This is a genomic window from Mesorhizobium sp. LMG17149 (assembly GCF_024518695.1).
GTDB lineage: Bacteria > Pseudomonadota > Alphaproteobacteria > Rhizobiales > Rhizobiaceae > Mesorhizobium.
In genome coordinates this window covers 441,208-456,353 of the sequence record NZ_JANIFL010000004.1, presented here as the reverse complement: position 1 = coordinate 456,353, position 15,146 = coordinate 441,208, and the positions used below count along the sequence as shown (strand labels likewise).

Here is a 15,146-nt window from a genome sequence, read left to right as displayed (position 1 = left end):
AGCGGGGTGCGGTTGCGCGGGCTTTCGCGCGCCCGGCGTTCATGTAGCATAGGGTGTCGAGGGCGCAAGGGGCAGACCCGATGGCTGGACGAGGCTGGGGCTCGGATCAGGGCGAGGACGCTGCCATCGGCGTCAGCGAACGGTCCCTGTTTGCGCCTCGGCCAGCCCCATTACCGCCGCCATCGCCCCTTGTGCCGGATCCCGGCAAGGCGCCCTTGCAAGCGGATGTCGCCGCCTCTGTTCCTGTTGCCGAAACCGGCAGGATCGTTCGCGTGCGCCGGCAAATCAGCCTGACATCACTGCCTCGCCTGCGCCACAGCGTGAACACGGCGGCGAGCCTGGAACTCGACCGGGGCGTGGCCTTCCTGCTGGTGCCGGTCTGCCTGGCGATCGGAGCGATCGGCTATTTTTCGCTGACGGCTGAACCCGACTTTGCGAGACCTGTCGCGGTTGTCATCTTGACGGGGATCTGTGCGCTGGTCTCGCGCTCATGGCCAAAGACCCATCTGTGTTTCATGGCGGCGCTTTTGTGCGCCCTAGGACTGCTTGCTGCCAAGGTCGAGACGTGGCGTGCGGGCACACAAATGTTGGGCTCGGAAATCTCGACGCAGGTGACCGGCCGCGTCGTCTCGCTCGACCGGATGGAAACTGGCCGTATCCGGCTGACCATCGACGTGACGTCGACCGCAAGACCGAAACTGCGCTATGCGCCGGAACGGGTGCGGCTTTCGGCACGCAAGATCCCGGCTGACGTGACCGCAGGCTCCCTCATCACTGGATATGCCAAGCTTTTGCCGCCGACTGGGCCGGTGCGGCCGGACAGCTATGATTTCTCCTTCGACAGCTATTTTGCCGGCATCGGCGGCAGCGGGTTCTTTCTCGGCAACCCCAAGCTTGTCGTCAGCGATGATGGCGACATGCCGCTGCCGGCCCGAATTTCCTCTAGCGTGGAAAATGCCCGCGAGGCCATCGCCGACCATATCAGGGCGAGCGTCGGCGGCGCCGAAGGCGAGATCGCCGCGGCGCTGATCGTCGGCGTGCGCGCCGGCATTCCCGATGACATCAATGAGGCGATGCGACGTACCGGCATCTACCACATCATCTCGATTTCGGGACTGCACATGGCGCTGGTCGCAGGCACCATCATGGGCTTGCTGCGCGGCGCCTTCGCCTTGTTTCCCGACTTTTCCGCGCGTCGCCCGGTCAAGAAGTATGCCGCCGTCGCCGCACTGTTCTCGATCGCGGCCTATCTCATCATCTCTGGAGTCGTCGTTGCCGCCGAGCGCAGCTTCATCATGCTGGCGGTGATGCTGATTGCCGTGCTGTTCGATCGAGCAGCACTCACCATGCGCAATCTGGCGATCTCGGCGATCGCCGTCATCGTGGTGTCGCCGCATGAGGTGGTCGGCCCGAGTTTTCAGATGTCGTTCGCCGCGACCGCGGCTCTGGTCGGCGCCTATGCCGGCTGGGCCGATCACCGCGCGGGAAAAGCAAGACCGCCGCCCCCAAAGCGATCCATGCCCGGTTTCCTGACGCGAAAGTTCGTGCTCGCGGCAACCGGCCTTGCCATGACCTCCATCATCGCCGGCAGCGCCACGACGCTGTTTGCCATCTGGCATTTTCAGCGTGTGTCGCCGCTCAGCCTGTTCGCCAATCTGGCGGTTATGCCGATCGTTACCGTCGTCATGTTCCTGGCTGTCGCAAGCGCGCTGCTGATGCCTTTCGGATTGGATTGGCCGGCCCTCTACCTGATGGGCAAGGGTCTGACGGTGATGATCGCCATATCGGGTTGGATCTCCGAACGTTCGCCTGTCGATGGGGTTGGGCTGATTTCGCAGCAATCTGTCCTGCTGGTGACAATTGCCCTGGTCATCGCGACGATGGCGACAACTTGGCTGCGGCTCGCTGCTCTGCCATTCGCGCTGGCAGGCTTGCTGACCGTCTCGGATACGCGCACGCCGGATGTGCTGATCTCGGAAGACGCCCGGCTGGTGGCGTTGCCGATCGGTGGCGGCGAGCTTGCCGTCAGCCGGGAACGGCCGAACGAATTCACCGTCGACAACTGGAAACGCGCCCTGACATCAGAAACCATCGTCGTGCCAGAGGTGTTCGACAAGAGCGATGGGCAATTCGACGTCGCGGACGCCGTTGAGCTACCGCCGGGATCGCCGTTCTATTGCTCCTCAGGCGTTTGCGTGGCCAGGCATATGTCCGGTGCGATCATTGCCTATGTCGAGGACCGCAAGGACACCTGGAAAGCCTGCGGCTTCGCCGAGCTGATCGTCATCAATGACGCCACCGCCTATGACGCCTGTCACAATCCGCTGGTTCTCGTCATCACCAAGCGGCAACTGGCTCGCAAAGGCAGTGCCGCCGTCTTCTTCGATCGCCAATCGGCGACCACGCCGGCGACAATCAGCTTCGCGGTGAACAGCCCATATCGGCCCTGGCACACGCAACGCAAATACTCTCGTGAGGCGAGGGGGCTGGCACCCTTCAAGAAACCCGAGAAGCCAGCGGCCAACCCGCAGCCGCCTCAGTAGCGGCGGATGAGGCCGACGAGCTTGCCTTGCACCTTGACCCTGTCTGGGCCGAAAATACGGGTTTCATAGGCCGGATTGGCGGCTTCGAGCGCAATCGAAGCGCCCTTGCGGCGGAACCGCTTCAGCGTCGCTTCCTCTTCATCGACCAGCGCCACGATGATCTCGCCGGGGTTCGCCGTGTCGGCATTGCGGATGATGACGGTGTCGCCGTCGAAGATACCGGCCTCGATCATCGAGTCGCCCTTGACCTCCAGCGCATAGTGGGCGCCGCCCATGATCATGTCCGGCGGCACGGAGATCGAATGCGTCTGATGCTGGATGGCATCGATCGGCACACCGGCGGCGATACGGCCCATGACCGGGATCGACACGGCGGAGACCGCATCGTCATCATTGCCGGGCGAGGGCATCCGCGAAGGCGCCGGCTTGATCTGCCGGCCAAGGGCACCACCCTGACCGAGACTGCCCTGGATGACGCTTGGCGAAAACTTCTTTGCCGCGTTGAGGCCGGGCGCGATGGAGTCCGGCAATCGCAGCACTTCCAGCGCCCGTGCCCGGTTGGGCAACCGGCGAATAAAGCCGCGCTCCTCAAGTGCGGTGATCAGCCGATGAATCCCGGATTTGGAGGCAAGGTCGAGCGCCTCCTTCATCTCGTCGAAGGATGGCGGAATGCCGCTCTCCTTCAGGCGTTCATGGATGAACATCAGCAGTTCATGTTGCTTGCGTGTCAGCATGGCGGCCCCCAGATTACCTGAAACCAGAATCGAAAAACAAACCCAGAACAAACACTATCTGTTCCAGTTGTGTTCTGCAACCGTTTAAAGTTTAATGAATTTGTTAAGGCTGCTGAAATTATTTGGGCTTGCCAGCGGGTCGCGATCGACAGGCGCCAACCACGGCAATGCGCCTGCTCACATTGAAACCATTATGGTTAATGACCTGTGGCTCATCCTCGACCCAAGGCTTGGCATCATCTGCCGATCGACCTCCACAAGGGACGCTATCAATCTTCGGGACGTTCGTTTGCCGTGAACGAAACGGAGCCAAAACGCCAACGTCTGTTGGCATTTGTGGCTGGAATTCAGCCCTCCGTCATCTGCCGGGCAGTGAGGGCGGCGACGGCAAATCGCGGAGATCGTTGCGTCAGGTAACGGCTTCCTTGACGGCGAAACGCTGGTCCTTCCATGCGCCCGTGCGCAGAATATCCTCCAGCACCTCAACCGCCAGCCACACATCCTTGTAGCCGACATAGAGCGGCGTGAAGCCGAAACGGATGGTCGATGGCGCGCGAAAATCACCGATGACGCCGCGCTCGATCAGCGCCCGCATGATTTGATAGCCGTGATCGTGAAGGAACGACACCTGGCTGCCGCGCCTGGTCGCGTCGCGGGTGGTCTCCAGCGTGAGGCCATAGGCGCCGCACTTTGCTTCGACGAGCTGGATGAACAGTTCCGTCAGCGCGACGCTCTTTTTTCGCAATGCCGCCATGTCGACGTCGTTCCAGATGACAAGCGCGCCTTTGAGCGCCCGCATCGACAGGACAGGCTGGGTGCCGCACAGAAAGCGGCGGATACCGGTGCCGGCAACATACCCCCGTTCGAAGGCAAAGGGCCGCGCATGGCCCCACCAGCCGCTGAGCGGCTGGCTGATATCGCCGTGATGGCGCTGCGCGACATAGATGAAGGCCGGTGCGCCCGGACCGCCGTTGAGGTACTTGTAAGTGCAGCCGATGGCGAAATCGGCATTTGCCTGATCGAGCTCGACGGGCAGGGCGCCGGCGGTGTGGCATAGATCCCAGACGATCAGCGCTCCGGCCGCATGAGCCTTGCGCGTCAGCGCCGCCATGTCGCGCAGTTCACCCGATTTGTAGTTGACGTGGTTGACCAGCACCACCGCGACGTTTTCGTCGATCAGCTCTTCGATGGTGGGCGCGTCGACGCCCGCGAGGCGCAGCAGGACGCCGTCCCGTGTCGAGGCCACGCCTTCGGCGATGTACAGGTCGGTGGGGAAACTGTCACCCTCGGCGACGATGACCGACCGGCCCGGCCGCATCTCCAGCGCCGCATGCAGCACCTTGTAGATGTTGGTCGACGTCGTGTCGCAGACGACGGTCTGGCCGGCCGCGGCTCCAATCAGGCGTCCGAGTTGATCGCCGAGTTCGATCGGCATCTCGAACCATCCGGCCGTATTCCAGGCTCGGATGAGGTCCTGGGCCCATTCCTGGGTTGCCGCCTGCTGCAGCTCGCCGAAAACGGCATGAGACGCTGCCCCCAGTGAATTGCCGTCGAGATAGATCACCCCCTCCGGCAGAATGAAACGGTCGCGCATGGCCCGCAGCGGATCTGTGGCATCCATCGCTTCGACTGCGGCGAGATCAGGAAATCCACTCATGGTCAGTCAGTCCCCGGTTGTTCGCGAAGGGTGTTCCGCCGCCGCGTGTCGCTGTTTTCATTTCGACGATGTCAGAGCCGGGTGCGGACCGTCCACAGTTCCGGGAACAGCACCACCTCGAGCATCTTCTTCAGATACGAAGCACCCGACGTGCCGCCGGTGCCGCGTTTCAGACCGATGATGCGCTCAACCGTGGTGACGTGGTTGAAGCGCCAGCGGCGGAAATAATCCTCGAAGTCGACCAGCTTCTCTGCCAGTTCGTAGAACATCCAGTAGCGCTGCGGATCGCGGTAAATGGTTTGCCAGGCGACCAGCACCTCTTCGTTCTCGGTTCGCGTCTCACGCCAGTCCGTGCGCCTGGCATCGGCACCGATGTCGAATCCGTTGCGCGCAAGCAGCAGCAGCGCTTCGTCGTAGAGCGATGGTTCGGTCAGGATCGCTTCCAGCTTTCCGCTCAGGTCGGGCCGGTGCTTGTGCGGCCCGAGCATGGCCAGGTTGCGGTTGCCGGCCATGAACTCGATGGCGCGATACTGCCAGGACTGGAAACCCGAGGACTGGCCGAGCGCGTCGCGGAACTCGGTGTATTCGCTCGGCGTCATCGTCCGCAGCACATCCCAGGCATTGTTCAGCTGCTCGAAGATCCGCGCAACGCGCGACAGCATCTTGAAGCTCGGCTCGAGCCGGTCGGCGCGGATGGAACGGATCGCGGCGCCGATCTCGTGCAGAGCGAGCTTCATCCAGAGTTCGGAGGTCTGATGCTGGATGATGAACAGCATCTCGTCATGCGCCGATGACAGCGGCGTCTGGGCCTCCAGCACTTTCTCCAGGTGCAGGTAGTCGCTGTAGGACATGCGCTCCTTGAACGACATCTGGGCGCCTTCGGACGCCGGATCGTATGGCTCGCTCAATCGATTTTCTCCGTGCGCAGCCGGAAGCGCTGGATCTTGCCGGTCTGGGTCTTGGGCAGGGCGGCGATGAATTTTACCGATCGCGGATATTTATAGGGCGCGATCATTGCCTTGACATGGTCCTGCAGGCGCTTGGTGGTGAGGGCGTCGGGCGCGACGCCCTGCACCAGCACGACATGCGCCTCGACGATCTGGCCGCGCTCGGCGTCCTCGGCGCCAATGACAGCGCATTCGGCGACATCCGGATGCGACAGAAGTGCGGCCTCGACCTCGGGTCCGGCAATGTTGTAGCCGGCGCTGACGATCATGTCGTCGGAGCGGGCGGCGAAATGGAAGAAGCCGTCCTCGTCCTGCGTGAAGGTATCGCCGGTGAGGTTCCAGCCGTCGCGCACGTATTCCTTCTGCCGGTCATCGGCCATGTAGCGGCAGCCGGTCGGTCCGCGCACCGCAAGCCTGCCGGTCGCGCCGCGTGGCACCTCGCGCATCTCGTCATCGACGACGCGCGCCTCGTAGCCGCCCACCGGCTTTCCGGTCGACGCGGGCTTCATGTCGTCAAAACGGTTGGAGATGAAGATGTGCAGCATCTCGGTGGCTCCGATGCCGTCGAGGATCGGCTTTCCGGTCTTTTGTGTCCACTCTTCGAAAACGGGAGCAGGCAAGGTTTCGCCGGCCGAAACGGCGACGCGCAGCGATGACAGGTCGGCACCTTCATCCATGGCCTTCAGCATGGCGCGGTAGGCAGTCGGCGCGGTGAAAGAGATCGTCGCTTTGTAGGTCTCGATGATGTGGATCATGTTGGGTGGCGTCGCCTGCTCCAGCAGCGTCGCCGCCGCACCGAAGCGCAGCGGGAAGATGGCGAGTCCGCCAAGGCCGAAGGTGAAGGCCAGCGGCGGCGAGCCGACGAAGATGTCGTCCGGCGTCACCTCCAGGATTTCGCGGGCGTAGGCGTCGGCGATGATCAGCAGGTCGCGGTGGAAATGCATCGTCGCCTTCGGAACGCCTGTTGTGCCCGAGGTGAAGCCGAGCAGGGCAACATCGTCGCGGCCGGTGTCGACTGCGGTGAACGTCACCGGCTTGTCGAGAGCGGCACGATCGAGTTCAGCATCATGGTTGGCGGTGCCGTCGAAACCGATGACCTGCTTGAGGAATGCGCTGTCCTTGGCGCAGGCGGTCATCTCGTCCATCAGCCTGGTGTCGCAGAGCGCGACGGTGATCTCGGCCTTGTCGACGATCTTGGCGAGTTCGCCGGCGCGCAGCATCGGCATGGTGTTGACGACGACGGCGCCAACCTTGGTGGCAGCCAGCCAGCAGGCGACCATTGCGGGGTTGTTGGCCGAACGGATCAGCACCCGGTTGCCGGGCTCGACCCCATAATTCTCGACCAGCGCGTGGGCCAGCCTGTTCGTCCAGTCGGACAGTTCCTTGTAGGTGCGGCGGCGGCCATTGCCGATCAGCGCGGTGTGGTCGCCCAGGCCTTTCTCGACCAGCCTGTCGGTCAGTTCGACACCGGCGTTGAGGCGTTCGGGATAGTCGAAGCCGTCGAGCAGGATTTCAGGCCATTGCTCCGGCGGCGGCAGGTGATCGCGCGTGAACGTGTCGATATGCGCTGAAGGCCCAAGCATGTCGCCGCTCTCCTGTCTGCTGGACGGCCAGTGCGCGAGGCGCCTGACCAGTGATCTGAAGGTCCTGCTTTTTTTGAGGAGGCTTCGTGCCGCAAGTCGCGCCTTGCTCGACGCCACCCGAACGGGGTGACCATTTGCAGGCTTCGGGCAGCACAGCAGACCTCCCATTGTCGGCTGTTCGTGCGGGCAGGATCGCACCAGTCGAAATTTGTTTCAAGCCTAAAATGTTTTTGCCCTAGAGCATTGACGCATGGCGTGGCGGTGGCCATTGCTAGCGGAACAGCGATGCCGTTTTTGGGGAAGGGCGCAGATGTTCGAACGTCACATCGTCGATTGGGATGATGCCTATGCCAACGGTGCGAATATCGCCGGCAGCGACCGATGGCCGGCCGCGTGGGTGGAGCCTGCGCAAGCGTTTCGTGACGCACTCTCGGCGCAGGGCCGGGCACGGCTCGACATCACCTATGGCGATGGGCGACGCAATCGGCTCGATCTCTTCCTCCCCAGCGCCACGCCCAAAGGGTTGGTGGTGTTCATCCATGGCGGTTACTGGAAGGCGTTCGACAAGAGTTTCTGGTCGCATCTCGCCAATGGTGCGGTCAGCAGCGGCTTTGCCGTGGCGATGCCGTCCTACACGCTGTGCCCGGACTTACGCATCGCCGGCATCGTCCAGGAGATCGGCGTGGCGATCGGCAAGGCGGCGGCAATGGTCGACGGGCCGCTGATGCTGACCGGACATTCGGCCGGCGGCCATCTTGCCAGCCGGATGGTGACGACAACCACGCCTCTGGCGGACGATGTGGCGCGGCGCGTGCGCCATGTCGTTTCGATTTCGGGTGTCCACGATCTGCGTCCGATCATGCGCACCGAGATGAACGCGACTCTGGCCATCGACGAAGATGAGGCGCTGGCTGAAAGCCCGGCGCTGCTGCGGCCCATGGATGGTGCCCGCATCACCTGTTGGGCCGGTGGCGGCGAGCGCGCCGAATTCCTGCGCCAGAATGCGCTGCTTGCCAACATCTGGACCGGCCTCGGCGCCACCACCGGCACCGTGGTCGAGCCTGACCGGCATCATTTCAGCATTGTCGACGGCCTTGCCGATCCGGCGCATCCGCTGAGCCGCGCCTTGATATCGGAATAGCGCCGACGTCATTTTCTGTTTGTTATTAATGGTTTGTTCTGCGCTGCTTCAGCGCAGCATCAGTACGCTGCAAGCCTCGCCAGCAGCTGCTGCGGGGGCAAACGGCGCCCGCACGATCAGCCCGTTGGCGTCAGCCAGCATTCTCAGCATCGAGGAATCCTGGATACCGAACGGCGTCGCCACCAGCGCGCCATCATCTTCCCTGACCACCGCCCGCACATAGTCCTGGCGCAGATCATTGGCCGGCATGGCGGCACCCAACCGTGCCGGACGTATGTCCTGGCGATGATTGCGGCCGCCGAGCCGCGCCAGCAGCGGCTTCAGGAACAATTGCGAGCAGACCAGGCTTGCCACCGGATTGCCGGGCAGGCCGATGCACCTGATATCGCCGAGGCGGCCGAACATCAGCGGCTTGCCAGGACGCATGGCGATCTTCCAGAAGCCGAGCGTCATGCCTTCGCCGGTCAGCACGTCGTGGATCAGGTCGTGATCGCCGACCGAGGCGCCACCAAGCGTCACGATGACATCCGCACCGGCCGCGACCGCTTTTTGCACCAGTTCGGCGATAGCCTCCTTGCGATCGGCGGCAATGCCGAGATCGAGCGCGCGGGCGCCGACCGAGTGTGCGGTGGCGGCGACGCCATAGGCATTCGATGAAATGATCTGGTCCGGCCCGAGATCGCTGCCGGGCGGCAGCAATTCGTCGCCGGTGGCGATGATGGCGACCAGCGGCCGCTTCACCACGCTGACCCGAGGATGGTTGGCTGATGCCACCAACGACAGCGCCGCCGGGTCGAGCAAGCGACCTTTTTCCAGCAGCATGTCGCCTGTTGAAAAATCGAGCCCGATGCGGCGGATATTGCGCCATTGCGCCGTTGGCTCGGTCACTTCGATTTCGCCGCCGCCGAGGTCGCGGACATTCTCCTGGATGACGATGGTGTCGGCGCCTTCGGGCAGCGGCGCGCCGGTGAAGATGCGCACGGCCTGCGTCTGGCCGACCGTGCCGTCGAAGCCACGCCCAGCCGGCGCCATGCCGATCACCGACAGCCTGGATGGGACCGACGTGACGTCGGCGGCGCGCGCTGCATAGCCGTCCATGGCGGAAGCATTGAAAGGCGGCTGGGTGCGAAGTGCTACGACCGGTTCCGCCAGAACACGATCCACAGCCTCGAACAGGGGAACGCTTTCGCCGGCTAGAGGCGCCGCGCCATCAAGCAGGAGTTCAAGCGCCTCCGCGATAGGAACCAGCGCCATCAGGCGCTCGCCTTGTAGTCACCCGACTTGCCACCGGTCTTTTCGACCAGGCGGATGCCGGTGATGACCATGGCGCGGTCTACTGCTTTGGCCATGTCGTAGATGGTCAGGCAGGCGACCGAGGCAGCCGTCAGCGCTTCCATCTCGACACCCGTCTTGCCGGTGACGCGCGCCAGTGCGGTGACCTTCAGGCCCGGCAAAGCATGGTCGGGCTCGATGTCGACGGAAACCTTGGTCAAAAGCAGCGGGTGGCAGAGCGGGATCAGTTCATGCGTCTTCTTCGCCGCCATGATACCGGCGATGCGCGCAGTCCCGAGCACATCGCCCTTCTTGGCGTTGCCGGCGAGGATCATCTTCAGCGTCTCGGGCTGCATCGCGACAAAGCCTTCGGCGATCGCCGTGCGCGTTGTTTCGTCCTTGTCGCCGACGTCGACCATGTTGGCCTCGCCCTGCGCGCCGAGATGGGTAAGGCCCGATACCATCGTCAGATGGCCTCGGCCAAAGCCTTGCCTGTCAGAAGCAGGCGCGTCGCCGCGGTGACGTCCTGTTGCCGCATCAGGCTCTCGCCGACAAGAAAAGTGCCGATGTCGCTCTTTTGCAGCCTGAGGCAGTCGTCATGCGAGAAAATACCGCTCTCGCTGACCAGCAAGCGGTCGGCCGGAACCATCGTCGCCAGCCGCATGGAAGTGTCGAGGCTGGTCTCGAATGTGCGCAGATTGCGGTTGTTGATGCCGATCAGCCGCGACGACAGTTTTAGCGCGCGCTGCGTCTCGGTCTCGTCGTGCACTTCGACCAGTGCATCCATGCCGAGTTCGAAGGCCGTCGCCTCGAGCTCGCTGGCCAGGACGTCGTCGACACTGGCCATGATGATCAGGATGGCATCCGCGCCCCAGGCGCGGGCTTCGTAGACCTGATACGGATCGAACAGGAAATCCTTGCGCAGCGCCGGCAGCGCGACGGCGGCTCGCGCCCAGGTGAGAAATTCGGGCGCACCCTGGAAGGACGGTGCATCGGTCAGCACCGAAAGACAGGCAGCACCACCCTTGGCATAGGCCTGCGCCAGCGCCGGTGGATCGAAATCGGCACGGATCAGACCCTTGGAAGGGCTCGCCTTCTTGATCTCGGCGATTAGCGCGAAGGCGCCGGATTTGCGCTTCGCTTCCAGTGCGGCAAGAAAGCCGCGCGGTGCGTCGGCGTCTTTTGCCCGGGCCTTGATTTCGGCCAACGGCACGCGTGCCTTTGCTGCCGCGATCTCGTCGCGCTTGTAGGCCTCGATCTTGCGAAGAATGTCAGACACGCTCTATCCGTTATCCGTTCGAAATCTCGACCAGCCTGTCGAGCACTTGCAGGGCACGGCCGCTATCGATGGCTTGCGCCGCCGCCGCGATGCCGTCGCCAAGCGTCGTCGCCTTGCCGGCCACAACCAGTCCGGCACCGGCGTTCATCAGCACGGTGTCGCGATAGGCGCCGGCGGCGCCGCCCAGCATATCGCGCAAGGCCTTGGCGTTGTAGTCCGCATCGCCGCCACGCAATTCGTCCTTGCTGTGGCGCGGCAACCCAACCGCTTCAGGGGTCAGGGTGAAGCTGCGGATCTCGCCGCCGATCAGTTCGGCAACCTGCGTCTCGCCGGTGGTGGTGATCTCGTCATAGCCGTCGCCATGGGCGACCCAGACATGCTCGGCACCCAGCGCCTTCAGCGTCTCGGCAACCGGCAGGATCCATTCCGGCAGGAACACACCGACCAGCTGCCGCTTGACGCCGGCCGGATTGGAGAGCGGCCCGAGCAGGTTGAAGATGGTGCGGGTGCCGAGTTCGACGCGGGTCGGGCCGACATGCTTCATCGCCGGATGGTGCGCAGGCGCGAACATGAAGCCAACGCCTGCCTCGTGGATGCAGCGGCCGATGAATTCGGGCGAGATATCGATCTTGACGCCGAGCGCAACCAGCACGTCGGCTGCCCCCGTCAACGATGACAGGCCGCGATTGCCGTGTTTGGCAACCGGCACGCCGCTGCCGGCAACGACGAAGGCCGATGCCGTCGAAATGTTGACGCTGTGAGAATTGTCGCCGCCGGTGCCGACGATGTCGATGGCGTCGGTGGGCGCGTCGACGTGCAGCATCTTGCCCCGCATGGTTGCGACGGCGCCTGAAATCTCGCTCACCGTCTCGCCGCGCACACGCAGCGCCATCAGGAAACCGCCGATCTGGCCGGGGGTCGCGTCACCCGACATGATGATGTCGAAGGCCTCGCGCGCTTCCTCGAAGGAAAGCGCGCTACCGGTCGCGATCTTGGCGATATGGGTTTTCAGCGCGCTCATCTTGTCGAGGCTTGGGCGACGGCGGCCTGGTCGATGCGAACGTCGTACTGCGTCTGCAACTGCGCCACCAACTGGTCGAGCAGGTCATCCGACATGCCGGAGGTGAAGGATTTCTGCGCGTCGTCCGGCACCGAACTGGCATCGGCTCCGGCGGGCTCGAACACTTCGGCGACCTTGTACAGGATCTGCCCGTCTCCGGTGGGTGAGGGGACCAAGCCGGTGCCGCCTTCGCCGACACCGAACATCGCTGCCGCACCCTCCTTACCGAAGTCGACATCGTCAGCCTCACGCTTGACACCGCGCTTGGTCTGCTTTTCGAGCTTCAGTTCGCTGGCGATGACATCGAGCGTGGCGCCGGCCTTGAGCCGCTTTTCCAGTTCGTCAGCCTTGGCGGCCAGCCGCTTGCTTATTTCCGCCGCCGTCCAGTCGGCGACGACTTTCTGACGAACCTCATCCAGCGTGCGGTCGCGAGCCGGCGTGATGGACGCCACCTCATAGAAGACGAAGCCGTTGTCGGCTGTGGTCAAGGCATCGTTTTCCGTGTTGGGTTCGGCGTCGAAGACGGCTTTGATCAGCTCCGGCGATTGCGGCAGGTCCTTGACGATGCTTGCATCTGGCCGCAGTCCACTACGATCGATGGCGTCGATGGTGACGACCTTCAGCTTCAGCTTGGCCGCGGCCTCCGCCAGCGAACTGCCGGCGGCGCGGGTGTCATCGTAATTGTCGCGCACGTCCAGTAGGATGCGACTTGCCTCGCCCAGCGCCAGATCCTTGCGGATCTGATCGGACACCTCGGCCAGTGGCTTCACCACCTCGGGCTTGATCTCGGTGACGCGCAGCAGCACCGGACCGAAGGCGCCTTGCACGACCTGACTGACTTCATTGGCGTTGAGCGAAAAGGCCGCGTCGGCGACCGCCTTGTCGGCGATCTTGTCCTTGGCAAGCGTGCCGAGCAACGTATCGGCCGGCGTCTTGCCTTCCGCCGTGACAAGCTTGTCGAAAGTAGCGCCGGCCTTGAGCGAATCGAGTGCGGCCTTGGCCGCATCCGGCGTCTTGAACACGAGCTGCTCGACTGTGCGCAGTTCCGGCGTGGTGTAACGCGCCTTGTTCTTGTTGTAGTCGTCGCTGACCTGGCTGTCGGTGACGGCGGTCGTATCCATGATGTCGACGGGTTCGAGGCGGACATAGGAAAATTTGCGGTATTCGGGTGCCGCATATGTCTTCTTGTTGGCTTCGAAATAGGCCGAGAGCACGCTATCGGACGGCGCCGCGATCGGCTCGACCAGTGCCTTGGGCAGCGTCAAATAGTCGATGGTGCGGTCTTCGCCGCGATAGAGCGCAACCGCCTTGAAGAAAGTGTCCGGAGCCTTGAGGCCATCCGAGACCGCCTCGACAATTTGCTGGCGCACGGCCACCTGGGCACGGTTCTTCAAATAGTCCTCGGGCCGCATGCCGATCTGCTGCAGCATATATTCGAACGTTCTGCGGTCGAACTGGCCGCCCGGGCCCTTGAAGGCTGGGTCCTCGCGTGTCAACTCGGCCAGCCGGTCCTTGGAAAGTCCGAGGCCCAGCTTGCGGGCCTGTTCGTCGAGAACGGCACCAGAGACGAGCTGAGCCAACACCTGGTTGTCGACGCCGAGCGCCTTTGCCTGTTCGTGGCTGAGACGTTGGCCGAACTGTTGCGACATGACGGCGAGCTGGCGATCGTAGGCGAGACGGTATTCGTTGATCGATACTTTGGTGCCGCCGGCGGTTATCACCGAATCGTGGCCGGCAAGACCGCTCATCAGCTGTCCGGAAACGCCCCAGACCAAAAAGCTGAGCACCAGCAGCACCAACAGTCCCTTCGCGACCCAGGTGCCTGCCGCGTTTCTCAATATACCAAGCATTTTTACTTCCGATTTATGCGCATTTTCGCATGCGCCGAGTCTGAAACAAGCGCAATAGCGCCCTTCCGGCCCACTGTCGATTGCTTTGTGGCCTGATTTTGGTAGTGAGGGCCAGAGCCCCGATATCATCCGGAGAAGCAAACCCATGACGCCAGGAATTCGCCCGCTCGTCGCCGGCAACTGGAAAATGAACGGCACCAGCGCCTCCCTCAACGAGCTCCGGATGATCGGCAACGGTTTCATGAGCGGACTTGACGCGGAGACCGAAGCGCTGGTTTGCGTTCCCGCAACCCTGCTTGCTCACGCCGCGGAGATCCTGTCACGCACGCCGGTGCATGCCGGCGGTGAGGATTGCCATACCAAGGAGAGCGGCGCCTACACCGGCTGCATATCGGCGGAAATGCTGAGGGATGCCGGTGCGAGCCATGTCATCGTCGGCCATTCCGAATGCCGCGAGCAACGCGGCGAGGATGACGCCACTGTCCAGGCCAAGGCATCCGCCGCATGGCGTGCCGGGCTTGTTGCCATCATTTGCGTCGGCGAAACGCATGAACAGCGTGAAGCGGGCGCCACGCTGGACGTACTGTCGCGGCAGGTCGATGGTTCGGTCCCCCCAAGCGCCACCCCGTCCAACACCATCATTGCCTATGAGCCGGTATGGGCGATCGGCACCGGCCTGACGCCGACGGCCGGCGATGTGGCCGCAGCACATGCACATATCCGCGAAAAGCTATCGGAAAAGCTCGGCGGCGGCGCGGCGAAGATGCGCATTCTCTACGGCGGCTCGGTCAAGCCCTCCAACGCGGTCGAACTGCTCGGCGTCAGGAATGTCGACGGCGCGCTGGTCGGCGGCGCCAGCCTGAAAGCGGCGGATTTTCTCGGCATCGCCGAGGCTTATCGCAATATTGCCTGAAGACATTCGCTCCGCCGGACAGGGCTTCCGGTGCACGAAATCGTTGCAAAGGACGGGTTGCTTCCCATATTCCGGCCACGGGCTTGGAAATGCCGTCAAAGCATTGTATTGAGCCGCCTCCAATTCACCGGTCGTGTCCGCGGCCGGGCAAGGCCTTGCCAGGATAA

At 63.3% G+C, this 15,146-nt stretch carries 12 protein-coding genes; 3 read left to right on the top strand and 9 right to left on the bottom strand.

Translation table 11 applies throughout. The features are described 5' to 3' along the window. The first annotated feature begins 80 nt into the window (after positions 1-80). Positions 81-2,543: a ComEC/Rec2 family competence protein gene (locus NP945_RS11445; protein WP_256746396.1), complete on the top strand. Its 2,463-nt coding sequence runs from the start codon at positions 81-83 to the stop codon at positions 2,541-2,543. Here the strand turns inward: NP945_RS11445 and lexA are convergent. The 4 genes from lexA to NP945_RS11425 all read right to left on the bottom strand — a co-directional run bounded on the left by lexA (position 2,537) and on the right by NP945_RS11425 (position 7,464). Further along, positions 2,537-3,277 (bottom strand): transcriptional repressor LexA, encoded by a 741-nt coding sequence (lexA, locus tag NP945_RS11440; RefSeq protein ID WP_127272195.1) that lies wholly within the window; start codon positions 3,275-3,277, stop codon positions 2,537-2,539. The two genes, NP945_RS11445 and lexA, sit on opposite strands and share 7 nt — an antisense overlap. Positions 3,278-3,686: 409 nt before the next feature. Next, on the bottom strand, positions 3,687-4,934 hold the full coding sequence (gene kynU / locus NP945_RS11435) for a kynureninase (RefSeq protein ID WP_256746395.1): 1,248 nt from the start codon (positions 4,932-4,934) through the stop codon (positions 3,687-3,689). Positions 4,935-5,005: 71 nt separating this feature from the next. Next, positions 5,006-5,842, bottom strand: a complete 837-nt coding sequence (kynA, locus tag NP945_RS11430; RefSeq protein WP_127327362.1) for a tryptophan 2,3-dioxygenase — start codon at positions 5,840-5,842, stop codon at positions 5,006-5,008. Continuing rightward, positions 5,839-7,464 (bottom strand): AMP-binding protein, encoded by a 1,626-nt coding sequence (locus tag NP945_RS11425; RefSeq protein WP_256746394.1) that lies wholly within the window; start codon positions 7,462-7,464, stop codon positions 5,839-5,841. The genes kynA and NP945_RS11425 overlap by 4 nt, the downstream gene beginning before the upstream one ends. 310 nt (positions 7,465-7,774) lie before the next feature. On the opposite strand from NP945_RS11425, the gene NP945_RS11420 reads away from it, so the two are divergent. After that, complete coding sequence (locus NP945_RS11420; protein WP_256746393.1) at positions 7,775-8,605, top strand: alpha/beta hydrolase; 831 nt, start codon at positions 7,775-7,777, stop codon at positions 8,603-8,605. Between the two features lie 48 nt (positions 8,606-8,653). Here NP945_RS11420 and glp read toward each other — a convergent pair whose 3' ends face one another. From glp to NP945_RS11395, 5 genes are read right to left on the bottom strand one after another with little or no spacing between them, the layout of a single operon-like run. Beyond that, positions 8,654-9,859, bottom strand: coding sequence for a gephyrin-like molybdotransferase Glp (gene glp, locus NP945_RS11415; RefSeq protein ID WP_256746392.1), 1,206 nt, complete (start codon positions 9,857-9,859; stop codon positions 8,654-8,656). Continuing rightward, positions 9,859-10,341: a cyclic pyranopterin monophosphate synthase MoaC gene (gene moaC / locus NP945_RS11410; RefSeq protein WP_127271357.1), complete on the bottom strand. Its 483-nt coding sequence runs from the start codon at positions 10,339-10,341 to the stop codon at positions 9,859-9,861. The genes glp and moaC overlap by 1 nt, the downstream gene beginning before the upstream one ends. A 2-nt stretch (positions 10,342-10,343) precedes the next feature. Then, positions 10,344-11,156: an indole-3-glycerol phosphate synthase TrpC gene (gene trpC, locus NP945_RS11405; RefSeq protein WP_128288097.1), complete on the bottom strand. Its 813-nt coding sequence runs from the start codon at positions 11,154-11,156 to the stop codon at positions 10,344-10,346. Positions 11,157-11,166: 10 nt separating this feature from the next. Then, positions 11,167-12,177, bottom strand: coding sequence for an anthranilate phosphoribosyltransferase (gene trpD, locus NP945_RS11400; protein WP_127397779.1), 1,011 nt, complete (start codon positions 12,175-12,177; stop codon positions 11,167-11,169). After that, a complete protein-coding gene (locus NP945_RS11395; protein WP_256746391.1) occupies positions 12,174-14,066 on the bottom strand; it encodes a SurA N-terminal domain-containing protein in 1,893 nt (630 codons plus the stop codon). The genes trpD and NP945_RS11395 overlap by 4 nt, the downstream gene beginning before the upstream one ends. Before the next feature lie 145 nt (positions 14,067-14,211). Between NP945_RS11395 and tpiA the strand changes: the two genes are divergently transcribed. Next, positions 14,212-14,979: a triose-phosphate isomerase gene (tpiA, locus tag NP945_RS11390; RefSeq protein WP_256746390.1), complete on the top strand. Its 768-nt coding sequence runs from the start codon at positions 14,212-14,214 to the stop codon at positions 14,977-14,979. The last annotated feature ends 167 nt before the right edge of the window (positions 14,980-15,146 follow it).

Bases quoted from the DNA above. Each gene is read 5' to 3' on its own strand.
- NP945_RS11445 (WP_256746396.1), top strand. From the start codon at position 81: ATGGCTGGACGAGGCTGGGGCTCGGATCAGGGCGAGGACGCTGCCATC.
- lexA (WP_127272195.1), bottom strand. From the start codon at position 3,277: ATGCTGACACGCAAGCAACATGAACTGCTGATGTTCATCCATGAACGC.
- kynU (WP_256746395.1), bottom strand. From the start codon at position 4,934: ATGAGTGGATTTCCTGATCTCGCCGCAGTCGAAGCGATGGATGCCACA.
- NP945_RS11425 (WP_256746394.1), bottom strand. From the start codon at position 7,464: ATGCTTGGGCCTTCAGCGCATATCGACACGTTCACGCGCGATCACCTG.
- NP945_RS11420 (WP_256746393.1), top strand. From the start codon at position 7,775: ATGTTCGAACGTCACATCGTCGATTGGGATGATGCCTATGCCAACGGT.
- glp (WP_256746392.1), bottom strand. From the start codon at position 9,859: ATGGCGCTGGTTCCTATCGCGGAGGCGCTTGAACTCCTGCTTGATGGC.
- moaC (WP_127271357.1), bottom strand. From the start codon at position 10,341: ATGGTATCGGGCCTTACCCATCTCGGCGCGCAGGGCGAGGCCAACATG.
- trpD (WP_127397779.1), bottom strand. From the start codon at position 12,177: ATGAGCGCGCTGAAAACCCATATCGCCAAGATCGCGACCGGTAGCGCG.
- NP945_RS11395 (WP_256746391.1), bottom strand. From the start codon at position 14,066: ATGCTTGGTATATTGAGAAACGCGGCAGGCACCTGGGTCGCGAAGGGA.
- tpiA (WP_256746390.1), top strand. From the start codon at position 14,212: ATGACGCCAGGAATTCGCCCGCTCGTCGCCGGCAACTGGAAAATGAAC.